Here is a 25,033-nt window from a genome sequence, read left to right as displayed (position 1 = left end):
TATGTAAGGTAATTTATGAACATTTCAGACAACAAAGTTGTACAGTTTCATTACACATTAAAAGATGATCAAGGCGAAGAGATTGAATCTTCATCAGGTAATGAACCTCTTGCATATCTTCATGGTCATAAAAACATGATTGTAGGTGTTGAAAAAGCATTAACAGATAAACAAACTGGTGATAAGTTTTCTGTTACTGTAAAGCCGGTTGATGGTTATGGTGAACGTGATGAAAATGCGGTACAACGAGTACCGGCTAAACATTTACAAGGTGCTAAAAAATGGCGCGCTGGTATGCAAGCCGTCGTGGAAACAGAACAGGGGGCGCGTCAAGTGACCGTGATCAAAGCCGGTCGCTTTATGGTTGATGTTGATGTAAATCATCCATTAGCGGGCAAAACGATTACCTTTGACATCGAAGTGATAGATGTACGTGAAGCTACCGAAGATGAAATATCACATGGTCATGCACATGGCGTTGGTGGTCATCAACATTAAAAAGTCATTGATTAAAACAGCCAGCGAAAGCTGGCTTTTTTTTGCGCAAATTTAAACTCTGCTTTGTACAATAGGTGAATCTTGCTATGGTTGTAGTTAGTGAATTTTAATCGTCGTATATTCATTATCCACCGTCAGGTAAAACAATAAAAATAGGAAAGCATATGATGAAAACTGCCATCAAATTGATAGGTTTAGCTATCGTTACCAGTAGTATTGTTTCAGGTAATAGTGTTGCTCAAACTACCGTTATTCACGCCGGTAAGCTTTTAGCTACGCCTGGTGAAGCCCCGTTAACTAATTATTCAGTTGTCATTGATGAAGGGATAATTTCCGCTGTTAAGCAAGGCTTTATAACCCCTGAAAACGCGCAGGTGGTTGATTTGCGACAAAGCTTTGTACTACCCGGATTAATGGATATGCATGTTCACTTACAGGGAGAACTTGGGCCACGCAATGATAGTGATAGCCTCCGCGCATCAGACGCCGATTACTTAGTGAAAAGCATTCATTTTGCTAAAAAAACATTATTAGCAGGCTTTACTACCGTAAGAGATCTGGGGAGTAAACCAGAACAAATTTATGCGTTAAGAGACGGCATTGATAAAGGCTTAATTGCAGGGCCACGCATTGTTGCTGCGGGTAGCAGTGTGGCTGTTACCGGTGGTCATGGTGATGTTGATGGTATGAATCCTGATATATTAAAAATGCGCACACCTGAAACGATTTGTGACGGTGCTACTGATTGTCGCAGGGCAACACGACATGCGATTAAATACGGTGCTGATGTGATCAAAATTACCTCTACAGGTGGTGTATTATCAGATACTAATACCGGCACTGGACAACAAATGGCAGACGACGAACTTAAAGAAGTGGTAGAGACTGCGCATTCATTAGGAAGAAAGGTGGCAAGTCATGCGCACGCGTCTGCAGGCATAAATGCTGCACTACGCGCTGGTGTTGACAGCATTGAACATGGTAGCTACGCAGATCAAGACAGCATTAAACTGTTCAAAAAATCGGGCGCTTATCTAGTACCTACATTAATGGCGGGTAATACGGTGGTTGAGCTTGCTAAAAACACCACCTTTATGTCTGAAGCCATTCGCGCTAAAGCCATTCGTGTTGGCGGTGATATGACCAAGAACTTCACCCGTGCATATAAAGCTGGCGTTAAAATAGCCTATGGTACCGATAGTGGCGTTTCACCCCATGGTAATAACGCGAAAGAAGCGTTACTAATGCATGAAACAGGTATGAAAGCGCAAGATATTATTGTTACAGCAACCGTTAATAGCGCTGATTTAATTGGTAAGTCGCAGCATTTAGGTACGATTGAAGTGGGAAAATACGCTGATATTATTGCAACGCATGGCAGCCCATTACAAGATATTAAAGAATTAATGGATGTTGATTTTGTGATGAAGTCTGGTGTTATTCATAAACAAAAATAACCACATTACCTGTTAAATATCTGAGAACACGAGAATGAGAGCACATCAGTTTCAATTATTGTGCTCTTTTTTTATTGTTAAAAAGAGTGTTCAATTTAAGTGCTCCAGTTGAAAAGGCGACCCCAATTAAAATTAATGCACTACCATAAAAGGTAAACTCAGTGATCGTTTCATTTAGGATCACCACTCCCCAGAATATGCCAAAAACCGGGATCAAATACGTCACTGAAATAGCATTAGTTGGGCCAATGTCACTAATTAAGCGGAACAACAGGATATAGGCAAACCCGGTACATAAAATGCCGATTGCTAAGGCAGCATTAATCGCTGTGATACTGGGTATTGATTGAGGTAAGTAAAACAGGCTTATTGGCACCAATATTAAACTGCCTGCTATTTGACTTCCCGCGGCAGAAGCAAGTGGCTTAACGTTCGTTAAATATTGTTTGCTAACACTTGCCCCAATACCGTAACAAGCTGCCGCTAATAGTACTGCTAGCGTCGGTAAAAGTGTATCAGTGGGTGTTGTAGTTAACTGAGGGTACATCAACACATAAACACCAATAAAGCCGAGTAAAAGACCAAATACTTGTAACTTTGTTAAACGACTTTTTAACCAAATGAATGCCACAATCGCGCCAAATAGCGGGGTTGTAGCATTTAGCACTGAAATGTTACTTGCCGTTAAGCTAAGTGTCGCCCAACCAAATAATACAAAAGGAATAGTCGTGTTAAAGAGTCCAACAATAAAAAGCTGCCATGGCGCATGAAGTAAAGTACGTGTTTGTTGTTTTATCATCAGTACCAACATCAGCACAAGCGCACCGATTAACGTTCGAATTGCCATAAAGGTGATAGGGCCAAATTCAGGCACGCCTAATTTCATGAACAGAAAAGAAGCGCCCCAAATAGCAGCAAGTAATATAAACTCAATAACCGGATGCGTTTTCATAGTAAAGTTATCTTGTGGCGTTATCGTGATAGGTTATGTCAAATACTTGTATTTTTCTGGCGGAAATCAGTCGCCACTTTATATTAAATTCATAAAGACGAATGCCATAAATTTTATCGTCAACCTGTTGCTGTTTATAAGCAGGCCGAGGATCTTGTTCAAGTACTTGTATGATCAATGAAGATAATTTTGGATAACGTGAATTAACGTTCAATAGAAACTCATTGACTGACTCGCTGATACTGACAGAAATTGTTTCATTAGGGGCATGGGTAGCATAGCTTGCATTTGCTTGTGGTACTGAATCAGAGTATGGCACGTAGGGTTTAATATCTAAAACCGGCGTTCCCTCTAATAAATCAAGACCAGACACATGCAATAAACACTGTTTATTTGTAACACGAATATCATCTAACGATAATACAGACATGCCAATAGGGTTTGGCCTAAACGTAGATCTTGAAGCAAGCACGCCAATTTTTTTATTCCCGCCAAGGCGTGGTGGTCTAATTAACGGTTTCCAACCTTGTTCTGCCGTTTGATGAAACACGAACAATACCCAAATATGACTAAAGTCAGCTAAACCTCGAGTTAACTCTTGTTGGTTGAAGTCGTTTATTAGTTCAATAGTTCCTTGTGCTGCGCTAACAAGACCAGGTTGACGTGGTATCGCAAATTTCTCTTTATAGGGAGAATGTACATAACCAATCGGGGAAAATTGATAACTACTCATTATCAGGGGAATGTTTGTTGTCGATAAAAAATGCTCTGCCATAACATACCCGTGTGCGAATACATTGTTTGTTCGCTTGGTTATCTTCTATCAAAGTACAACCTGAGAAAATTATGGCATTAGCACCGAGTTGATAAGCTGCACTGCGTGCTTGGGTTCTTGCATCAATTTCATTTGGCAGTTCATGGTGCGCTTTACGCTGACAAGACTCACCTTCAACACCACCAAGTGATTTATACTTTGCTGTAAACTCTTGTTCATTTTGATAAATAGTAACTGAAGCCGGTGAAAAATATTGAGAAAAATTCTCTTTATCTAGATTGGTGTTAACAGCGTACTGGTTGGTGCATGCACTGATCAGTAACGAGCAAAATCCTAATACGAAAATTGAAAAAGTGAAGTGCTTCATAGCGTGAATCATTTGAGAATTTATCGAATAGAGTATTTATAACACGCTAAGCATTAAGCCGGAAATAATTCCCACCTAATGCTTAGTTAATTTAACATGTTAACTTCTTGCATTTTTAACGGCTGTGGCAAGTATATCGAGCATATCTTCGCTAGTGGTTAAATCAACACAGGCATCGGTAATACTTTGTCCGTATACTAACGATTCGTTACTAACAACTTTTTGCTTACCTTCCGCTAAGAAACTTTCCACCATTACACCTGAAATACCTTTGGTGCCATTGGCAACTTGATCGGCTATAGATCGTGCAACATTGATTTGTTTTCGATGATCTTTGTCACTATTTCCGTGACTACAATCAACCATAATACCGGTATTTATATCATTAGCTGTTAACTTTTCTAATGTGTCTTGCACATCACTTGGATGATAGTTTGGCGTTTTGCCACCACGTAAAATAACGTGAGCAAAAGGGTTACCATGTGTTTGATAAATACACATTTGGCCACTTTTATCAGGTGAGTACAAAACATGTGGAACGCTTGAGGCTTTAATCGCATCTACAGCTATTTGAATATTGCCATCAGTACCATTTTTAAAACCTACCGGACAAGATAACGCTGAAGCTAGCTCTCTATGTACTTGGCTTTCTGTCGTTCTTGCGCCAATAGCACCCCAAGAAATCAAATCTGAAATGTATTGACCTGTCACCATGTCTAAAAATTCAGTACCTGCAGGTAAACCTAACTCGTTAATTTCCATTAACAGACTGCGCGCAAGGTTTAAGCCCTTAGCCACTTTAAATGATTTATCTAAGTCAGGATCACTAATCAGGCCTTTCCAACCAACGGTGGTACGAGGTTTTTCAAAGTACACTCGCATAACGATATAAAGACTCTCTTTATATTTTTCATGCAATTCTTTTAACTTCTTTGCGTAGTCAATCGCTGCTTTTGTGTCATGAATAGAGCAAGGACCGATAATGATAAGTAAACGATCATCTTCCCCGTTAATAATGGCTTCAATTTGCTTGCGACTTTCAATAATAAAGTTAGCGGTGTTGTCAGACAAAGGTATTTGATCTGCTAGTTCTTGCGGCGACACTAAACTGTCTATCAGTGTCGTTCTAAATTCGTCTGTTTTGATGGTCATAATAAACCTAGATATGCAAGGTATTACAGCTAAGGTAATACACTTGGTTAAATTATCGCGCTAACATACCTAAATTCGGTGGCGTTGTGAACATTAAACAAAGAATAAATTACTATTAATTAGGGGCTATTGATCTTTCGCGTTTATTTTTGCAGCAGTTTATTGGTATTTAGACAAGGCATTGCGATTAATATGTGGTTATTCCCCATGAAAAAGCAATAACAACGTATAAATACCAAAAAACGCTGCCCTTTGGGTTCAGTTACACGCTATTTCTTCATCGTTGTTCGCAATTTACATGGAATAACCATGCGACATTGCTCACGTCTTGCACAAAAAGCGTTTAGATTGAACAAAATTTAATCTCGAAAGGTCAACAGCCCCTAATATTTATAGCGCTGTAAACCTGTTTGTGCGAGTATTTTTGCGGTGATTTCTTCTACTGAAAGTTTGGTGGTATTGATAAAAGGAATTTTTTCTTTTTTATACAGATTTTCAACCGCGCGTATTTCCATTCTACATTGTCTTGCAGATGAATATTTACTGTTTGCCATTCTACCGTCACGAATATCCATCAATCGCTGTGCGTCGATTGTTAAACCAAAAAGCTTTTTCTTATGTGGTTTTAAAAAATCAGGAATTTTTAACGCGTCCATATCTTCATCAATAAAAGGGTAATTCGCTGTCTTTATGCCGTATTGAAGGGCTAAGTATAAAGAGGTTGGGGTTTTACCCGATCGTGAAACCCCCACTAAAATTAAGTCTGCTTGCTCATAATTGGTGATATTTGAACCATCGTCGTTGGCAAGTGAATAATTAACTGCATCAATACGATTGTCATAGCTATTTTCGTGAATGCTATGGGTTCTATGTGCTTTAGGCTTTGCTGAAACTCCTAATTCTTGTTCTATCGGAGAGATAAAATGCTCAAGGAAGTTGTAAATAATGGCATCGCAGCTGTCAATAATCTCTCGTATTTTTGGATTTACAAAAGTATGAAAGACCAAGGGCTTTTCTCCTGTAACTTTTGCAGCGCGATTAATTTTATCTTTTGCGGCAAGCGCTTGTTGTTCAGTTTCAACAAAAGCAATGGTGTCGTGGTTAAACTCTAAAGGAAATAACGACAATAATGCATGACCAAAAACTTCTGAGGTAATGGCAGTACCGTCTGATATGTAAAATGCTGTTCTCATGAATATTCCTGATAATTATTATATAGATGAAATTAACACTGAAAGGTTACATTAAAGCTTTCAGAATTAAATTGCTATGTGTAAAATGCACGAACACGTTAGATATAACTATACTTAAATTTATTTGTCCATTGTGGAGAATTAGCTGTGCAAGAAAACGTTCTTTGGTATCAAGAGTTAGGGATGGGTGATGTAGACCGTGTTGGCGGTAAAAATGCATCACTTGGTGAAATGATTTCAAATTTAGCAAATGTTGGTGTTCAAGTGCCTGGAGGGTTTGCTACTACAGCGTTTGCCTTTAATGAGTTTCTTGAGCAAAGTGGCTTAAATGATAAAATTTATCAGCTTCTAGACACTTTAGATGTCAGTGATGTTAATGCACTAGCACAATGTGGTAGCACAATTCGACAGTGGATTATTGATACACCATTTTTACCTGCTATGCAGCAGGATATCGAAAAAGCGTATGCGCAACTTGCCGGTGAATTCTCTCAAGATGCTTCGTTTGCTGTTCGTTCATCAGCAACAGCCGAAGATATGCCAGATGCGTCTTTTGCAGGCCAGCAAGAAACCTTTCTCAATGTGCGTGGCTTAGATGCAGTAATGATTGCGATAAAACACGTATTTGCCTCATTGTTTAATGATCGCGCTATTTCTTATCGAGTCCACCAAGGGTACGATCACCGTGGTGTAGCGCTATCTGCGGGTATCCAGAGAATGGTGAGAAGTGATATTTCTTCAAGTGGCGTAATGTTCTCTATTGATACTGAGTCTGGCTTTGAAGATGTTGTTTTTATTACCTCTAGCTACGGTTTAGGTGAAATGGTCGTGCAAGGTGCTGTAAATCCTGATGAATTTTATGTTCATAAGCCTACACTTGCTAACGAAAAGCCTGCCGTAGTACGCCGTAATATTGGTAGTAAAGCAATAAAAATGGTTTATACCGATACACAAGAACATGGTAAGCAAGTTGAAATTGTTGACGTAGATGAAAGCTTATCAAATCAATTTTCATTAACTGACGAAGAAGTTCAGTCGTTAGCGAAACAAGCCGTTATTATAGAAAAACATTATCAACGCCCGATGGATATAGAATGGGCTAAAGATGGTTTAGACGGCAAACTATATATTGTGCAAGCACGTCCTGAAACAGTACGTAGTCGTGAACAAGCAAATGTAATGGAGCAATTTCAATTACAAAGCTCAGGAAACATAATTTGTGAAGGTCGTTCTATTGGCCATAAAATTGGTAGTGGTGCGGCAAAAGTATTAGCGTCACTTGATGAAATGGATAAAATTCAGCCAGGAGATGTACTTGTTACTGATATGACAGATCCTGATTGGGAACCCATCATGAAAAAAGCATCTGCTATTGTCACTAATCGTGGTGGCAGAACATGTCATGCTGCCATTATTGCACGTGAAATGGGCATTCCAGCGGTGGTAGGTTGTGGTGATGCAACCAGTAAAATTAGTGCGGGTGATGAAGTGACAGTTTCTTGCGCAGAAGGCGACACAGGTTTTATCTATCAAGGTAAATTAGATTTTACCGTGACAACATCACAAGTTGATGAAATGCCTGAACTGCCATTAAAAATAATGATGAACGTTGGTAACCCAGATCGCGCCTTTGCATTTGCAAAACTACCACATGCCGGCATTGGTTTAGCGCGACTCGAGTTCATTATTAATAAAATGATCGGTGTTCACCCTAAAGCTTTACTAAATTTTGATCAACAATCAGCTGATTTACAAGAAGAAATTGGCGATTACATGGCAGGATATAGTGATCCAGTTGAGTTTTACATTGCCAAGTTAACCGAAGGTATCTCTACACTTGCTTGTGCTTATGCGCCAGAGAAAGTCATCGTGCGTATGTCCGATTTTAAATCGAATGAGTATGCTAACCTCGTTGGTGGTGAAGAATTCGAACCTGACGAAGAAAACCCAATGATTGGTTACCGCGGCGCTTCACGTTATATTTCTGAAGATTTCCGTGATTGTTTTGCACTGGAGTGTGAAGCAATTAAACGGGTAAGAAATGAAATGGGTTTCACTAATGTAGAAGTGATGATCCCCTTTGTTCGAACATTAGAAGAAGGCCAAGCGGTTATTGATATTCTTGCTGACAATGGCTTAAAACGCGGCGAAAACGGGTTACGTGTCATCATGATGTGTGAACTACCTTCTAATGCGTTATTAGCTGATGAGTTCTTAGATATATTCGATGGCTTTTCAATAGGCTCGAATGATTTGACGCAACTAACCCTCGGCCTAGACCGTGACTCAGGCTTAATTGCGCATTTATTCGATGAGCGAAATCCGGCGATTAAAAAGCTATTAGAAATGGCAATTAAAGCCTGTAAAGCTCGTGGTAAATACGTTGGTATCTGCGGACAAGGTCCATCTGATCACGAAGACTTTGCTGCATGGTTAGTCGAGCAGGGTATTGATAGTGTATCGCTTAATCCTGATACCGTTTTACCGACTTGGTTATACTTAGCTGAACAACATAGCTAAACACAATTAAAGGGGTCAGGTACATTAATTTTCAGATAATTGTACCTGACCCCTTTTTTCTTTTTTATTTTCTAAAGAGTTTATCGAAGGCGTTGTATACTGCTAAGTGTAAAGTATCACCATGGCTTAATTGTTCGAAGAATTTAAAAAACGTTGAATAATGCTTAGGTTTTTGTTTATTAACTTTGACAAATAACTCCTTCGCGGTACGCTCCATAATGTCTCCTTCTTTACCAACGCCTATATAGATTAATTTCTCAGTGGCTGAAGTTTTTAGGGGTTGCGCTAGTAACGATTCATCATCCCACCATAAGCTCGGGCTAATGATAATGTAATTATCAAATAATTCTGGCGCTTTAAATAATATTTCAGTAGCAAGCAAACCGCCTAATGATTGACCTATAATTGTTTTATTGTCATTGGTTCGGTAGTTTTCTTCTATTATTGGTTGAAGTTCTGCACCAATAAATTCAATAAATTTGGCAGAACCGCCACTTGTTGGGAAGTCTTTTTGATCTTGAGGGTGATTAGTAGGGTAAGTGAAATCACGTTTTCTATCGACGTTTTCAATACCTACCACAATACTTTCTGGTACTTGTTGTATCCACGAAAATGAACCAAATTGTACTAAGCCTGCTAAGTGTATAAAATCTTCCTCAGCAGAACCGTCTAAAAGATAAATAACAGGGTATGTTTTATCTGGCGAACCCTCATAACTGCTGGGCAGGTAGATATTGAGTATCCTACTTTCACTTAACACCGTAGAGTTAAATGTAATGCGATCTCCGATTGAAAATTGGCTTTTTTCTGTAATTTTTAGAGGGTTATGAGCATGAGCAGATAAACTGCTTAGCAGTAATACTGCTAGTATAATATTTTTAAACATTTAATTTTCCTTACTGAAATGTTTCAACACTACGACTGATTACTTTTTAAGAACTCCACCGCTTTAATATCCAAAATAATTGATAGCAGAAAAAGTGAAAAATAAATAATACCTTAACTATTGTTAGAAGATAATGCTATTTAATCAGTGATAAACAATATAGCGCGGTATTTTCTTTTTAAAAAAATACCGTGATATACTAACCACCTATTATCTTTCGAAAAATATATACTAGGCCTTATGTTACCTCGGTTAGATCCTCAGGAACTTGTTGAACCACTTTATCAACAATTCGCACAAGCACTTAAATCTCAAGCCTACAATGGCGATATTAGTACTCAATATGGTGCAAGGCTTGCAGTAGCTACAGATAACAGTATTTATCAACAGTTACCGCAACTGGTGTTACATCCGAGAAGTAAACAAGACGTTCAAGAAATCACAACATTAGCAAATCAGTCACAGTTTGCAGAAATAAAGTTTAGCGCTCGCGGTGGCGGAACAGGCACTAATGGCCAAAGTTTAACGCCGGGCATTGTGGTTGATTTATCTAAATACATGAACCGTATTCTTGAAATTAATGTTGAAGAAAACTGGGTGCGTGTTGAAGCGGGAGTAGTGAAAGATCAGCTCAATGATTATTTACGTCCTCATGGTTTCTTTTTCTCTCCTGATTTGTCGACAAGTAATCGCGCAACTGTTGGCGGAATGATCAACACAGACGCCTCTGGTCAAGGTTCGTTAATCTATGGAAAAACCTCTGATCATGTTTTAGCACTTGAAAGTGTGTTAGCAAATGGTGAATTATTATCGACTTCACCAATGGCAATTGAACAAGCACACGAGCTTGCACAGCAAGATTCCACCATAGGTAGTATTGTTAAACAAGTGATTGCAACTAGCATTGGAAAGCGAGAGCAAATCTTATCTAAATTTCCCAGACTAAACCGTTTTCTAACCGGTTATGATTTAGAGCATGCTGTATCTGACGACTTAACTCAGATAGATTTATCGCGTTTGATCACGGGCTCTGAGGGGTCACTTGCTTTTGTATGTGAAGCTAAATTAAATTTAACGCCAATAGCACCAGCAAAAACACTCATTAACATTAAGTATGATAGTTTTGATTCTGCGCTTAGGCATTCGCCAACACTTGTTGAAGCTAAAGCTACATCAGTAGAAACCATCGATAGCAAAGTATTAAATCTTGCTAAACAGGATATTGTTTGGCATTCAGTTAGTGATTTGATCACTGACGTTGAAGGCCAGGTCATGGATGGTATCAATATCGTTGAGTATAACGGTCAATCAATTGAAGGCTTAGCAGAACAAGTAGCGATATTAACCGCACAGCTAGATAAAGATATAGCTAATAAAACTGGTGTTATTGGTTATCAGGTGACGACCGATTTAGCCAGTATTAACAAAATTTATGTGATGCGTAAAAAAGCCGTAGGGTTACTTGGAAACACTAAAGGTGCGCAAAAACCTTTAGCCTTTGCGGAAGATACTGCTGTACCTCCAGAAAAGCTGGCTGACTTTATCGCTGAATTTCGTGAACTCCTTGATAGCTATCAATTACATTATGGCATGTTTGGTCATGTTGATGCCGGCGTTTTACATGTAAGGCCAGCGCTCGATATGTGTGATCCCGAACAAGAAAAAACCATGCGCGAAATTTCAGATAAAGTCGTTGCGCTAACGGCGAAATACGGTGGTTTAATGTGGGGTGAGCACGGTAAAGGCTACCGAAGTGAATACGGCCCTGAATTTTTTGGTGAGGCGTTGTTTGTCGAATTAAGAAAAATTAAAACAGCGTTTGACCCCGATAATAAAATGAATCCGGGGAAAATTTGTACGCCAATTGATTCAACAGAGTCTTTGGTGTCAGTGGATGGCGTTAAACGTGGTACTTTTGATCGACAAATTCCAATTGCCGTTAAAGAATCGTTTAAATCTGCGATGGAATGTAATGGTAATGGCTTATGTTTTAACTATGATACGGCAAGCCCGATGTGTCCGTCGAGCAAAGTAACACGCGATAGAAGGCATTCACCCAAGGGTAGAGCAGGCTTGATGCGAGAATGGCTGCGTTTGTTACAGAATAAGGGCGTTGATGTTTTACAATTAGAACAAAATATCAATGGCTGGTCGGTAAAGCGTTTACTAGACAAAGTGAAAAATGCACTTTCATCACAACGCGATGAAGATTTTTCTCATGAGGTGATGGAAGCAATGTCAGGTTGTTTAGCCTGTAAAGCCTGTGCTAGCCAATGTCCAATAAAAGTAGACGTGCCTGATTTTAGGGCACGTTTTTTAAATCTTTATCACAGTAGTTACTTTAGACCGTTAAAAGATCACCTCGTTGCCAACGTAGAGCATATGGCGCCGTTAATGGCAAAATCACCAAAATTCGTCAATAGTGTGTTAAGTTCAAAGCTTTATGACAAAGCGAGTCGAGCTACTATAGGCTACATTGATACACCGCTGTTATCAGTGCCTACATTATCTGAGCGTGTTAATTCATTGCAATTTGAACCGTTTCAATTGAGCAAGTTCCAGCAAATGGATAGTGAAGAAAAAGCAAACTATGTATTTGTTGTACAAGATCCATTTACTTCTTTTTATGATGCTCAAGTTGTTGAAAACTTAATGCTATTGGTACAAAAGTTAGGTTATCGCCCCGTATTATTGCCGTTTAAACCGAATGGCAAACCACAACATGTTAAAGGGTTTTTAACCAAGTTTGCTAAAACAGCCAAAAATACAGCAGATTTTCTTAACCAATTACAACAATTAGCCATACCTATGATCGGCACTGATGCATCAACAGTCTTGTGTTTTCGAGATGAATATCAACAGGTGCTAAAAGAAGATCGAGGTAACTTTCATGTGCAGCTAGCACATGAATGGCTGTTAACGGTGATCGATCATCTTAAATCAAAAAATAATCCGTTTACGTTTACAAAAAATACAACCACATTTAAGTTGTTTGCGCATTGCACTGAAAAAACGGCTTTAGCAGGTAGTGATAAACAATGGTCAGATATTTTTAATTACTTTGGTTTATCGTTAGAAAAACAATCTGTTGGCTGTTGCGGAATGGCTGGTACCTATGGTCATGAGCAAGTCAATTTTGCTAATTCAAAAGCACTCTATGAAATGAGTTGGCAACAAAAGGTTGATAATGCTAAAGCAGAGCAGCTTGTTGTGACAGGTTATTCATGTCGTTCGCAAATAAAACGTTTGTCGAATAAGAAAACGAAACATCCTGTTGAAGTGTTATTGGCCCAATTAAGTGATTAAATGTTGTATCGACATACAAGTTTTTCACAACATTAATACAAGCTTTTAATCTCGCCATTTTACTGCGTTTAACTTAGGCTATTGTTTAGCAGGACAGGGTTGTCTTGCGCTCACATTTCATCCCAAATTGAAGTATTTAAAAAGGTGGCCTTGGCCACCTTCTTTTTTTAGAACACCATTCTTACTAACCAGATGTTAATTACCGCATCAATCTTACTGATTGGCTTTTGCGATGATTTCTTGTGCCATTTGATCTGCAACAATACCCGTTGGTTTATCTTGTTCTGCTGCAGTAGTAAAAACTGTCGTTAAAGTGTTATAGATATTTTCAACTAATCGTGTTGCTTCATCTGCACAGTAAGGTTCTGGATAAATTTCTAATGACACATTAATAATACCACCAGCGTTAATCACATAATCTGGCGTATATAAAATACCTTTATCTTTTAAGATTTGATCATGTTTATCAGCAGCTAATTGATTGTTTGCACAACCAGCAATAATAGAAGCTTTTAATTGTGGTATGGTGTCGTCATTAATAGAAGCACCTAATGCACAAGGTGAAAATACATCTACATCTTGGCTGTATATTTCATCAAGTTCTACGATAGTTGCACCAAACTCTGCCGCTGCATTCTCTAATGCTTCATGGTTTATGTCCGAGACAATCAATTGAGCGCCTGCAGCGTGTAACTTGGCACATAAATCGTAACCAACACTGCCAAGGCCTTGTACTGCGACTTTTATACCGTTTAAATCATCTTTACCGAGCTTAAATTTAACCGCAGCTTTAATACCTAAAAATGTACCTAACGCTGTGAAGGGTGCTGGGTTTCCGCTTTTACCATCCAAACCTGCAACATAGTCAGTCACTTTATTTACCGTAGCCATGTCGCTGGTGGTAATATTTACGTCTTCAGCTGTGTAGTAGCGACCACCAACATTGTTAACTGCACGGCCAAAGGCTTCAAATAATGCTGTCGATTTAAGCGCTTTTGGATTTCCAATAATAACAGCTTTTCCGCCACCAAGTTTAAGGCCCGCCATGGCATTTTTATAAGTCATTCCTTTTGATAATCGCAGTACGTCAGTTAATGCTTGCTCATCATTGGCATAATCCCAAAAACGACAACCGCCCGCAGCAGGACCTAACGCTGTACTATGAACAGCGATAATTGCCTTTAAACCTGTTGCTTTATCACTACAAAAAACGACTTGCTCGTGATTATCAAAATCAACTAAATCGAAAAAAGCCACTTCTACTTCTCCGTGCATCAAAGGGTTTCATAATGAAAATAGAGATAAAATGAAACCAAAGGTGTAATATTTCTTGGCGCGCACAATACCATTAGTTATGGGCTTTATCCAGTCGAACCAGTGATAATTATCAATAGTTTCCACGAGCAAAATTTGCACCTTTGTTCATAAAAATGAACATCATTCTGATAGTGAAAAATAATGCACTTGTAGATCGGTTCTTCTTTGGCTAGTCTAACCCTCTTTTAGTAGTAATATTTTTATAAACACCATGACAGAAACACAAACCATGACTGAATTAGAGCAACAACAGTGGGTAAGAGAGCAATATCAAACTGCAACTAAGTTTCTCGCTGATCGCGGCTTGATCACTAAAAGTGTTGCCGACAAAGAAAGTCGCTATTTAATCCCCTTGATGTCGGTATGGAAAATTAACTTAACTGATAACACCACTGTATGGGCAATTTCAGGTGATTTACCTACAGATTATTCTCCCGCCTCTGTTGCGCCTGATGCACGAGAAGCTGTAAGGCATTTTTCGTTGAAGTGGCAGTTACAAGCTGAAAATTTACTTAAAGATGAAAAAGAAGAAAGTAAAAGGTTGGCTAATCATTTAATTTCTCGTGCTGAAGGTTTATATCAATTGTTTGATGATAATAACGTTTGGCAATCAAGTTAATGAGTAAAATTAAAATAGGGTGGTAAAGAGGGAGTGTTAATGGGTATAACAATAGTTGGCATGTTGTATATCGTCTAACTGGCATCCCATACGTTGTCGAGGCATGCCTGCTTCCATGAATACAGCACCAGCACTATTAAAATTAAATCGTCGATAATATTCAACTGTATCAAGGGGGCTATAAATAAATACTTCATCTAACCGTAACTCCTGAGCAATACAGAGTAAGCCTTGCATGACAATAGCATCAACTTGTTTTTTTCTATATGGCAGTAATACGGCGATTCGAGAAATTTCGCCAGTAGCGAGTATTCTACCTGTTGCTATTGGCTCTTGTGTTTTATCGTCGCAAACCAATACATGAGAGGCAAATCTATCTTTTCGATCAAACTCGATATGTTTTGGTATTCGCCGCTCACATATAAATACCTTTTCTCTAACATCTTTTAATAAGGGAGCCGCTTGCTCCCATTTTACCCGACTAATACTATATGACATGCTTACTCTTCGATGAACCAATAGCCCTTATTTAAAACACTAGTTAACAATTGTATGTTTTTCAAACAAACGGTGAAACTTTTTAGCTCTTTTGTAGTCAAAGGTTCGCTTTTTGTTAATTTAATTGCGAGTTGTTTCGTTTCCTCACTTAAATTAAACACTTCTCCATTAATAAAAAGTTGTGGTGTTGGGGTATTAATTATCAATGCTTTAACGCCAGAAACAGACGCTAAATGTATTTCATCGTTATCTAAAAGTTCGATGACATATGAAGGTTCAAAAGGCTCCATTGGAATTAACAACTCAAGGGCGTGATGACTTTGGGTTAAAAACTTCCCTGCAAATTCATTGAATACGTCTGGTTGGTTGACTTGCGTAAGCATAAATTGCTGTAAACCACTAATGTCATTTTCATCAAGTAAACTAGGATCGTTACACACGTTACGATCTTTATCAGCAAATCGTGCTTCACCGAGATTTTTGTCAATTAACATATCGGCAAAGCCAGACCAAAGATCTTGGCTGTTTGGTGCTTGAAAACCGATTGAAAAATTTAATGAATTTTCAATCGCTACCCCATTGTGTGGATGATTGGGTGGAATATACAACAAATCACCGGGCTCAGTAATTTCATCAATGATAGGCGTAAAGGCTGATACTTGTTTTAAATCAGGGTGGGGCAATAACGTCGTTAAACTTTCATCAGGTGCACCTACTTGCCAACGACGACGTCCTTCACCTTGTAAAATAAATACATCGTATTGGTCTAAATGTGCACCAACACCGCCGTCAGGTGTTGAGAAACTGACCATGACATCATCGACGCGCCATCGAGGAATAAAATTAACTAAAGATAACAGTTGGTTAGTTTCACGTGACCAGTTATTAACGGCTTGAACGAGTAAAGTCCAGTTATTGTCACCAAACTGATTAAAATCAGTAAAGGGGCCATGTTTCACCTGCCACTGATTATTACCATCATGACTGATAATACGGGACTCTATTTCTTGCTCCATAGCTAAGCCGGCAAGCTCATCTGCTTCGATAGTGTCTTGAAAGTTAGCTACCGCTTGTTTGATTAACAATGGCTTTTTTTGCCAATATTCTTGTAAAAATTTTTCGGGTGTTAAGTCACCCCAAGAAATTTCCATCATCACTGTGTTCCTTGGTTCATTCTAGATCAAATAGGTATTGGCATTTCTGCAAAGAAAAAGGAACCCTGAGGTTCCTTTTTTCAACAGTTTATAAAGCTTAGTCAAGCTCAGCGATAAAAGAAACTGCACGGCCAATATAGCTTGCTGGTGTCATTTCACGTAAGCCAGCTTTTGCTTCTTCAGGTAATGCTAAGTTATCGATGAACACACGCATTGCATCGCCGTCAACTCGCTTACCGCGAGTAAGTTCTTTTAACTTTTCGTATGGTTTTTCAATACCGTAACGGCGCATAACTGTTTGTACTGGCTCAGCAAGTACTTCCCAGTTTTTATCTAGTTCAGCGCGTAAGCTTTCTTCGTTTACTTGAAGTTTGCTCATGCCTTTAAGGGTTGCAGCGTAGGCAATAAGCGAGTTACCAAAACCAACACCTAAATTACGCAAAACGGTTGAGTCTGTTAAATCACGTTGCCAGCGCGAAATAGGTAATTTTTGCGCAAGGTGGGCAAACAAGGCATTAGCGATGCCTAAGTTGCCTTCTGAGTTTTCAAAGTCAATTGGGTTAACTTTATGCGGCATAGTTGAAGAGCCAATTTCACCCGCAACGGTTTTTTGTTTAAAGTGACCTAAAGCAATATATCCCCATACGTCACGATCAAAATCAATTAATATGGTATTAAAACGTGCAACAGCATCAAACAGCTCAGCAATGTAATCATGCGGTTCAATCTGTGTGGTAAATGCATTCCAGCTTAAACCTAATGAGGTAACAAACTGCTCTGAAAATTGGTGCCAGTTAACCTCAGGGTATGCAGAAAGGTGAGCATTGTAGTTACCGACAGCACCGTTAATTTTACCAAGTAATTCAACGTTGGCAATTTGGTCACGCTGACGCTTTAAACGAATATAAACGTTAGCAAACTCTTTCCCCATAGTACTTGGAGAAGCCGGCTGTCCATGTGTACGACACATCATAGGAATGGCTTGATATTCAATCGCCAAAGCTTTAATTTCCGCTAATATTTCATCAAGAACAGGTAACAAAACTTGTTCACGACACTCTTTAAGCATTAAACCGTGTGATAGGTTATTGATATCTTCAGAAGTACAGGCAAAATGAATAAATTCAGAAACGGCATTTAATGCGTCATTTGCGGCTACTTTTTCTTTTAAGAAGTATTCAACCGCTTTAACATCATGGTTTGTGGTTGCTTCAATGGTTTTAACACGTTGTGCGTCTTCTTCATTGAAGTTAGCAACAATGGCGTCAAGCAGGGCGTTTTCAGTATCACCAAATGCAGGTACTTCTGAAATTTCAGCCGTAGCAGCAAGTTTCTGTAACCAGCGCACTTCTACCGTTACACGGTATTTAATCAGACCAAACTCACTAAAAATAGGACGCAAGGCTTTGGTTTTACTGCCGTATCGACCATCAACGGGTGAAATAGCACTTAATGCTGAAAGTTCCATAGTAGATTCCTGAATAATATTTACATTTGTTTAAGTAACTGTTGAGCACATGCAACAATCTTTGCACGTGAAAATAAAATACTGCGGCGTTTACCGCCTAGTTGTCGCCATAACACAGCAGAACGCATTCCTGCTAGGAGTAACGCTCTGATTTTATGCTGGTTTGCTGTGTTTTTTAAAATTTCGGGGTTTCCTGCCACTTGAATAGGCGTACCCAACGGGCTGATTATATCGCTATAAATACTCGCTAAACTTGCAATGATCGTATCGCTTTCAATAGAGAAATGATCTAATTGACGTTGGCATTGCTCAATTCGACTACCAAGCGCTGCTAGTTGCTTATTATTTTTTGTTAGTCGGCGTTCTAAGCTTAAAAGGCTAACAACATATCGAGTCACTTCAGGATCTTTTTGCTGTTCACCATTGCCTAAATGGCTTACCAGTGTTGATAACCCTTTACGAATATTTTGTAGTTCTCCGCCATACACTTCCATCGTGTTTTCAGGAGACGTTACCATGATGCTATTGAGCATGGTAGACAATGATTCATTGTCAGTTTGTCCTTGGCGTGCAAGCTTTTGCACGAGAAAACTAATTTGGCAAATTGCGGCTAAAGTAATTGTTTGTTCTTGTATATTTTGCATAGTGTTCGTCAACGTTATTGGCGAATTAAAGTGTTGATAATACCGCCACCTAAACAAACATCACCCTGATAAAAAACCACTGATTGTCCAGGGGTTACTGAGCTTTGTGGTGTTTCAAAGGTAACGATATATTCATCAGTATATTCATCATCTTGTTTAATAGGGGATAAGGTACACGGTACATCTTGCTGTCGATAGCGCGTTTTCACTGTACAGGAGATAGAATCGGTAAGTGGTTTTCTGCTGACCAAATGTAACTGATTACCAATTAAGCCTGTTGAAAACAAACGTGGGTGATCATGCCCTTGACCAACAATTAAAACATTACGCGTTAAATCTTTATCAACAACATACCACGGAGCTTCACCAGCATTTGACAAGCCGCCAATGCGTAAACCTTTTCTTTGGCCAAGCGTATGGTACATTAAACCATCATGCTCACCAATGACATCACCTTCTGCAGATTCTATTTTGCCAGGCTGTGCAGGTAAATATTGCTGTAAAAAATCTTTGAACTTGCGCTCACCGATAAAACAAATACCTGTACTGTCTTTTTTGTTGTGTGTGATCAAATCAGCTTGTTCAGCAATCGAACGTACTTGTGGCTTTTCAATATTTCCAACAGGAAAAAGTGTTTGCCCAACTTGTTTGTCATCTAAGGTATACAAAAAGTAACTTTGATCTTTGTTTTGATCGAGGCCACGTAACATATGCCATTGTCCATCGCGATATTCACGTTGTACATAATGGCCCGTTGCAATGTAATCGGCACCTAAATCTTCGCAAGCAAATTCGAGAAACGCTTTAAATTTGATTTCTTTGTTACACATAATATCAGGATTTGGTGTTCTTCCTGCTTTGTACTCAGCAAGAAAATACTCAAACACATTGTCCCAATATTCAGTGGCAAAATTGATGGTGTGTAATTTTATACCTAATTTTTCGCATACTTTCTGGGCATCTTCTAAATCTTCTGTAGCAGCACAGTATTCGTCTGTGTCGTCTTCTTCCCAGTTTTTCATGAACAAGCCTTCTACTTGATAACCTTGTTCTTGTAATAAGTACGCAGAAACGGAAGAATCAACACCACCAGACATACCAACAATAACGCGAATGTCTTTTGGTGCGCGTGTGTCGGGTGAGTTTGCAGTTAAACAGCTATTGGTCATTTTGAAAATTTAATCAAACTTGCTAAAAAATGGCGCGAGATTGTAGCATTTATCTTAGAGAAATTCACTAGCGAGGAGTGAACTTTCGAGATTAAATTTCCTTAATGAATGGACCATTACATTATATTGAATTAATCACGCATTTGTTGATCAATAAATTGATTTAATAAAGAGAATTCTTTTGCGGTGTCTAATGGGAATAGAAGCTGCCAAATCTGATGAAACTGCGCATTATGATACCAATGGAAAGCGGTGCGATCGAAATGCTCTAAAAACGTTTTGTGTTTAGGGGAGTCATTACAGACAAAATACAACGCTTGTGGTGTTTGTACTTCAAAGGGAATAATGGTGAAATCGTTAAGGCTGATACCTGAAATTGTCGGCATAATTTGTGGCAACCCAATAAAATAATCAAGCTGGCCATCGTTTGTGTGCTGATGCAGTTGGTGTATGGCGAAATGTCCGCCAAATAAAGATGAGTTTCTATCGCTTATTTTATCATCGATTAACTGTTGTAAATAGCTAGGGTAGCGACGGCCTGCATTATAACCACCAACGAATTTTTCTTGCTGTAAAATAGCTTCAGCAGAGGCGTTTTGCGATGATAGTTTTTCCAGTGAACGATTATGCATAACTACCGCTGGCATAGGTGTTAATAGCGTTGCGCGTTTGCTTCTAATTGTGTTTAAATCGCTAATATGGGGATTGGCAAATACGTGACAAATAGATTCTTTACGCTGAACCGAATGCCAAAATTCAGTGAAATTTGTATCAATATACGCTAGTTGATATTGTGGTAAATAGGTGTTTACATGTTCAGTTAATAACAGCCTAATGGGTCCTTGTTCTCTGAATAAGTGGTTTTTATCGAAGGCAGCGATATTGATTTGAATCGGTTGTTCAGCTGCATGACTAATCGAGAACAATAAAGTGCTAGACACAATAAAACTAGCGACTAATCGACTGAATACCATATCATCTCCTTTTACTCGCCGTTTATTTCATTACCAAGTACGTAAGTGATTTATAAATCAACAGTATATGTTCTTAATTTATACAAAAAATTTTATTTAGCAATGTTTTTATTGAAGATTAGAGCTAAGCATTGATAAAGGAATTTTTTGCCCTGACAAAAAATCATCAATACATTGCAACACCATAGGGCTTCGCAGTTGTTCTTTCATTGCAATTATTTGTTCGTAAGTAAACCAATGACAGGCAATGATTTCATTGTCGTGCGGCGTACATGTTTGTATTTTGCTTAAGGTTTTTACAAAACAAAACCTTAAAAAATATAGGTTTAATTCAGGACGATGAAAATAATAAATCCCTGAGCAGTAATCAGGTGTTAAAGCTAAGCCTGTTTCTTCATATAATTCTCTGCTGCAAGCTGATACTAAATTTTCATTCGCTTCAAGATGACCTGCCGGTTGGTTATAGACCGTTTGTCCATTTTCTTTTTCTTCTACCAATAAGAATTTATTTTCTGCAAATACTACTGCAGCGACCGTTGTATTTGGTTTAAATTGCTCGCTCCCGTGGACCGATGGTGTGCAGTAACTCGAATTATCCATAAGGTTGTATTTCCTGGTATTCACCGTTTTTAATCCCTTCAATGGTGTATTTACCAATGGCGTATCTGATCAGTCTAAGCGTAGGGAAGCCAATATGTGCTGTCATTCGGCGTACTTGTCGGTTACGTCCTTCTGTAATTTTTATCTCTAACCAAGTTGTTGGAATATTTGCACGCTCACGTATGGGTGGGGTTCTTGGCCAAAGTGTAGGCTCATTAATAATGCTAACTTTCGCCGGTAAGGTATCTCCGTCTTTAAGCGTAATACCGTCTCTTAATTGTTGAATATCTTGATCTGTTGGAGCGCCTTCTACTTGTGCCCAATAAGTTTTTTCTGTTTTTTGTTTTGGGTTAGCCAGCTTATGCTGTAACTTTCCATCATTGGTTAATAGTAATAATCCTTCGCTGTCACGATCTAAGCGTCCTGCAGGATATACATCTTTAATGGGAACAAAGGCTTTTAATGATTGTCGGTTTTCGTGATGTAATTCGTTATTATCACTAAACTGACTGAGCACATTAAACGGCTTGTTTAACAGCACAATTATACGATCTTTTTCTGCAATGGGCGGTTTACTAACTTTTTTGTTCTGACGTAAACGCTGATTGGTTAGCCGCTTTTTGGTTGTGGCAGTTTTACGTGAAGTTCTTGAGTATTCTTGTTTCATCCCACTATTTTAGAGGGTGAGAAATTTTTCGCTAGCGTTAATTGTTGATGCTGCCCAATTCATTGCAATTAAAGTAATGATCATATTGTTGTTGGTAATGAAATAGTGGCAACTGCACCCGTTTGTAGTTGTCTATTGGTCAAGGTTAAATCACCACCATGATTAAACATAATTTGACGGCATAACACTAACCCTATACCGCTACCATGCTTTTTAGTCGTGTAAAATGGCACAAAAATGTTGTCAGGGTTTTTTATACCATCACCGTTATCGCAAATAATAATTTGCACCATGTCGTTGTTAACTTGCCAACTTAATTCGATAAGACAATATTCATTTGGTGGGTTGGCTTGCATTGCGTTTGTTAATAAATTTACGACTACTTGTGATAGCTGGCTTTTATCTGCAAAAATTTCCATATCATTGTGTGTGTTTATTTCAATGGAAGTTTCCGGAAATAATTCACAGAGATCGTAAATAAAGTTCTTGATTGAAAAAGTGATTTTATCAGGAGTAGGTAGATGTGTTAGTGATTGATATTGCTTAATAAAACTATTTAATGTTAATGCTCGTTCTGTTATGATCCGTAAGCCGTCGCTAAGGTCATCAGATATTTCAGCTTCCAAATTAGCCGTACTAACCACTTGAGTGAGTGATTCACCGATGGAAGCAATGGGCGCTAGGGAATTGTTAATTTCATGACTAAGCACTCTCAGTAAACGTTGCCATGCAACGCGCTCTTCATTTTGCAATAGTTTTTGTACGTCGTTAAGAAATAATAAGGTATAAGTTTTGCCATACAATCGGTAGCTATCTGTTTGAAGGTATACCCGTTTTTCTATTTTATCTGTGGTAATTGTAACGACTTGCTGTACTTGTTGTGTTAATAAAGATTTATCAATGCCGAAACTTCGTGCTGGCATACCTATCATTTCATTTTGCAGTGCAAACAGATGCTTGGCTTTTGGGTTTAATAGTGTAACCACAGCATGTTCATCTAAACAAATCACGGCAACGTTAATGTGTTCTAATACTTTTGCCATGGCAATGTGATGCTCTTTAGACACTAAACGTTGTTCGGCTAATTGAATAGCCGCGGTGTTGATCACTGAATTTAACTCGGCAAGTGCTCCGCTTTTGATTGCCGAGCTCGGACGCATGGTTGTATCACCGGTAATTAATGCTTCAACCACATTGGTTGTTGTTCGTAATTGATTGCGAATACGTCGCCAAATTAATAAATTACCGATAGCAACAAAGGATAAAGTGAAAATAGTGATAATAAGTTTCAGATAAAACGATAAAGATATCTGCCAAAGTACTATCAATAATAATAAAGTAGGGACTAAGGCAATATATAAACTTTGTAGAGTAAGTTTATTTTCAAATGAGCTTGATGAGGTTTTATCGGTCATTGAGCGTTCGTTAACTGGTACTTTTCAAGCCTGCGGTAATACGAACTTCTCGAAAGCCCAAGAGATTTAGCCGTATTGTGTGGGTCATGCTGAAAACGTTGTAAACGCTCAATAATAATTTGCTTTTCTATGTCTTCAAGGGTTTTCTCATGTAAACATTGGCTAATGGTCGCTTTGTTTGTGGGTAAATTTAAATCGTTTAGTTGTATGGTTTGTTCAGGTGACAAAAATAATGCTCGTTCAATGGTATGACTTAACTCACGAATATTTCCTGGCCATTGGTAATACATCATTGCTTGTGCTGCTTCTTTGCTTAATGTTTTTGTCTGCATACGATATTTTTGGCAATACTGTTCTATAAAGTAGTTTGCTAGGGGAATAATGTCATCTACGCGTTCTTTTAGTGACGGGATACGAATTTCTACCGTGTTTAACCGATACAATAAGTCTTGCCTAAACTGCTTTTCTAAAACCAATTGTTCAAGATTAGCATTGGTTGCAGAAACCACTCTAACATCAGCGTCTAATGTGATGTGGGAACCAACACGCTCAAACTTACGTTCTTCTAAAATGTGAAGTAATTTTGCTTGCTGGTTAAGATGAATATTGGCGATTTCATCTAAAAATAAAGTGCCTTGTGATGCAAGCTCAAATCGACCTATGCGATCTTCTTTTGCGTCGGTAAATGCACCTTTAACGTGGCCAAACATTTCGCTTTCAAATAAAGGTTCACTGATCGCGCCCATATTTACAGTAATAAAGCTATTGTTGTTTCGCGTTGAATGTTGATGTAAATAATGTGCCAGCATAGATTTACCGGTACCATTTTCACCGGTAAACAATACATTCATATCGCTTACTGCAATACGCTCTATTTGTGCTAATACTTGACGCATTTCAGCAGAATGTGCAATAACACCTCGTTGTTTATTAGTCAGCAGGGCGTTAGCTTGCGATAGCTTTTCATTTTTACGAACAATGTTTACTCGTTCAATTTGCTGTTTTATTTTATTGCTTAACTGAGCATTTCTCCATGGCTTTTCGATAAAATCATTTGCGCCACGTTTCATCATTTCAACAGCAATATCTACACTACTATAGCCTGTCATTGCGATAATTGGCACATGGCTATCGATATTACGTATCGCTTCAACTAGTTGCATGCCCTCAGAACCAGAGGTGGTATCTTGAGTATAATTTAAATCGAGCAATAAGCAGGAAAACTGTTTGCGTGATAAAAGGGTGATTACCTGATGAGGGGTTGTTGCTTTGATTATTTGATAATTTTCATTCTTTAACGCAAGCGTCAATGCTGAAAGCACGTTTTCATCGTCGTCTGCGATTAAAATACTCGGTTTGGAATGGCTCATTATATTTTCATTCACTTTACTGCTTGTTGCTC

Annotated in this window: 22 protein-coding genes; 5 read left to right on the top strand and 17 right to left on the bottom strand. The window is 38.5% G+C overall.

Features of this window, described 5'->3' with window-relative positions:
• Positions 1 to 15: 15 nt before the first annotated feature.
• A complete protein-coding gene (locus Q4489_RS14495) occupies positions 16 to 498 on the top strand; it encodes a peptidylprolyl isomerase (RefSeq protein WP_303481520.1) in 483 nt (160 codons plus the stop codon).
• Positions 499 to 665: 167 nt separating this feature from the next.
• A complete protein-coding gene (locus Q4489_RS14490; RefSeq protein WP_303481553.1) occupies positions 666 to 1,955 on the top strand; it encodes an amidohydrolase family protein in 1,290 nt (429 codons plus the stop codon).
• Positions 1,956 to 2,010: 55 nt separating this feature from the next.
• On the opposite strand, the gene Q4489_RS14485 is transcribed toward Q4489_RS14490, so the two are convergent.
• The 5 genes from Q4489_RS14485 to Q4489_RS14465 all read right to left on the bottom strand — a co-directional run bounded on the left by Q4489_RS14485 (position 2,011) and on the right by Q4489_RS14465 (position 6,394).
• A complete protein-coding gene (locus Q4489_RS14485) occupies positions 2,011 to 2,907 on the bottom strand; it encodes a DMT family transporter (RefSeq protein ID WP_303481518.1) in 897 nt (298 codons plus the stop codon).
• Positions 2,908 to 2,914: 7 nt separating this feature from the next.
• Positions 2,915 to 3,682 (bottom strand): tRNA (N6-threonylcarbamoyladenosine(37)-N6)-methyltransferase TrmO, encoded by a 768-nt coding sequence (gene tsaA, locus Q4489_RS14480; protein ID WP_303481516.1) that lies wholly within the window; start codon positions 3,680 to 3,682, stop codon positions 2,915 to 2,917.
• A complete protein-coding gene (rcsF, locus tag Q4489_RS14475) occupies positions 3,633 to 4,049 on the bottom strand; it encodes an Rcs stress response system protein RcsF (protein WP_303481515.1) in 417 nt (138 codons plus the stop codon). The genes tsaA and rcsF overlap by 50 nt, the downstream gene beginning before the upstream one ends.
• A gap of 99 nt (positions 4,050 to 4,148) precedes the next feature.
• On the bottom strand, positions 4,149 to 5,201 hold the full coding sequence (locus Q4489_RS14470) for a 3-deoxy-7-phosphoheptulonate synthase (RefSeq protein WP_303481513.1): 1,053 nt from the start codon (positions 5,199 to 5,201) through the stop codon (positions 4,149 to 4,151).
• A gap of 383 nt (positions 5,202 to 5,584) precedes the next feature.
• Entirely contained in the window at positions 5,585 to 6,394 is an 810-nt protein-coding gene (locus Q4489_RS14465) for a pyruvate, water dikinase regulatory protein (protein WP_303481512.1), read from the bottom strand.
• Between the two features lie 147 nt (positions 6,395 to 6,541).
• Here Q4489_RS14465 and ppsA point away from each other — a divergent pair, with 147 nt between their 5' ends.
• Positions 6,542 to 8,914 (top strand): phosphoenolpyruvate synthase, encoded by a 2,373-nt coding sequence (gene ppsA, locus Q4489_RS14460; RefSeq protein WP_303481510.1) that lies wholly within the window; start codon positions 6,542 to 6,544, stop codon positions 8,912 to 8,914.
• Between the two features lie 64 nt (positions 8,915 to 8,978).
• On the opposite strand, the gene Q4489_RS14455 is transcribed toward ppsA, so the two are convergent.
• A complete protein-coding gene (locus tag Q4489_RS14455; RefSeq protein WP_303481508.1) occupies positions 8,979 to 9,800 on the bottom strand; it encodes an alpha/beta hydrolase in 822 nt (273 codons plus the stop codon).
• A gap of 240 nt (positions 9,801 to 10,040) precedes the next feature.
• On the opposite strand from Q4489_RS14455, the gene Q4489_RS14450 reads away from it, so the two are divergent.
• Positions 10,041 to 13,106 (top strand): FAD-binding and (Fe-S)-binding domain-containing protein, encoded by a 3,066-nt coding sequence (locus Q4489_RS14450; protein ID WP_303481506.1) that lies wholly within the window; start codon positions 10,041 to 10,043, stop codon positions 13,104 to 13,106.
• A gap of 213 nt (positions 13,107 to 13,319) precedes the next feature.
• Here Q4489_RS14450 and Q4489_RS14445 read toward each other — a convergent pair whose 3' ends face one another.
• Complete coding sequence (locus Q4489_RS14445; RefSeq protein ID WP_303481551.1) at positions 13,320 to 14,363, bottom strand: Glu/Leu/Phe/Val dehydrogenase; 1,044 nt, start codon at positions 14,361 to 14,363, stop codon at positions 13,320 to 13,322.
• A gap of 271 nt (positions 14,364 to 14,634) precedes the next feature.
• Between Q4489_RS14445 and Q4489_RS14440 the strand changes: the two genes are divergently transcribed.
• The gene (locus Q4489_RS14440) at positions 14,635 to 15,042 is read left to right on the top strand and encodes a DUF4826 family protein (RefSeq protein ID WP_303481504.1); all 408 of its coding nucleotides are present in this window, start codon (positions 14,635 to 14,637) and stop codon (positions 15,040 to 15,042) included.
• Between the two features lie 36 nt (positions 15,043 to 15,078).
• On the opposite strand, the gene Q4489_RS14435 is transcribed toward Q4489_RS14440, so the two are convergent.
• The 10 genes from Q4489_RS14435 to Q4489_RS14390 form a co-directional block, all read right to left on the bottom strand.
• Positions 15,079 to 15,540, bottom strand: a complete 462-nt coding sequence (locus tag Q4489_RS14435) for a GNAT family N-acetyltransferase (protein ID WP_303481502.1) — start codon at positions 15,538 to 15,540, stop codon at positions 15,079 to 15,081.
• A 2-nt stretch (positions 15,541 to 15,542) separates the two neighbouring features.
• Complete coding sequence (locus Q4489_RS14430) at positions 15,543 to 16,694, bottom strand: cupin domain-containing protein (RefSeq protein ID WP_303481500.1); 1,152 nt, start codon at positions 16,692 to 16,694, stop codon at positions 15,543 to 15,545.
• 97 nt (positions 16,695 to 16,791) lie between these two features.
• Positions 16,792 to 18,162, bottom strand: a complete 1,371-nt coding sequence (gene purB / locus Q4489_RS14425; RefSeq protein WP_303481499.1) for an adenylosuccinate lyase — start codon at positions 18,160 to 18,162, stop codon at positions 16,792 to 16,794.
• Between the two features lie 20 nt (positions 18,163 to 18,182).
• Complete coding sequence (gene hflD, locus Q4489_RS14420; protein ID WP_303481497.1) at positions 18,183 to 18,806, bottom strand: high frequency lysogenization protein HflD; 624 nt, start codon at positions 18,804 to 18,806, stop codon at positions 18,183 to 18,185.
• 14 nt (positions 18,807 to 18,820) lie between these two features.
• Positions 18,821 to 19,975, bottom strand: coding sequence for a tRNA 2-thiouridine(34) synthase MnmA (mnmA, locus tag Q4489_RS14415; RefSeq protein WP_303481495.1), 1,155 nt, complete (start codon positions 19,973 to 19,975; stop codon positions 18,821 to 18,823).
• Between the two features lie 131 nt (positions 19,976 to 20,106).
• Entirely contained in the window at positions 20,107 to 20,949 is an 843-nt protein-coding gene (locus tag Q4489_RS14410) for a hypothetical protein (RefSeq protein WP_303481493.1), read from the bottom strand.
• 108 nt (positions 20,950 to 21,057) lie between these two features.
• Entirely contained in the window at positions 21,058 to 21,549 is a 492-nt protein-coding gene (locus Q4489_RS14405; protein WP_303481491.1) for an NUDIX hydrolase, read from the bottom strand.
• Positions 21,542 to 22,216 carry a pseudouridine synthase gene (locus Q4489_RS14400; protein ID WP_303481489.1) on the bottom strand — a complete coding sequence of 225 codons (675 nt, stop codon included), beginning with the start codon at positions 22,214 to 22,216 and terminating at the stop codon, positions 21,542 to 21,544. Before Q4489_RS14400 ends, Q4489_RS14405 begins: the two co-directional genes overlap by 8 nt.
• Positions 22,217 to 22,296: 80 nt before the next feature.
• Positions 22,297 to 23,631 carry a PAS domain-containing sensor histidine kinase gene (locus Q4489_RS14395; protein WP_303481487.1) on the bottom strand — a complete coding sequence of 445 codons (1,335 nt, stop codon included), beginning with the start codon at positions 23,629 to 23,631 and terminating at the stop codon, positions 22,297 to 22,299.
• Entirely contained in the window at positions 23,628 to 25,001 is a 1,374-nt protein-coding gene (locus Q4489_RS14390) for a sigma-54 dependent transcriptional regulator (RefSeq protein ID WP_303481485.1), read from the bottom strand. The genes Q4489_RS14395 and Q4489_RS14390 overlap by 4 nt, the downstream gene beginning before the upstream one ends.
• Positions 25,002 to 25,033: the final 32 nt, after the last annotated feature.

Origin of the sequence: Thalassotalea sp. 1_MG-2023, from assembly GCF_030546745.1 — a bacterium.
Lineage (GTDB): Bacteria > Pseudomonadota > Gammaproteobacteria > Enterobacterales > Alteromonadaceae > Thalassotalea_C.
This window is presented reverse-complemented; position numbering and strand designations above follow the sequence as displayed.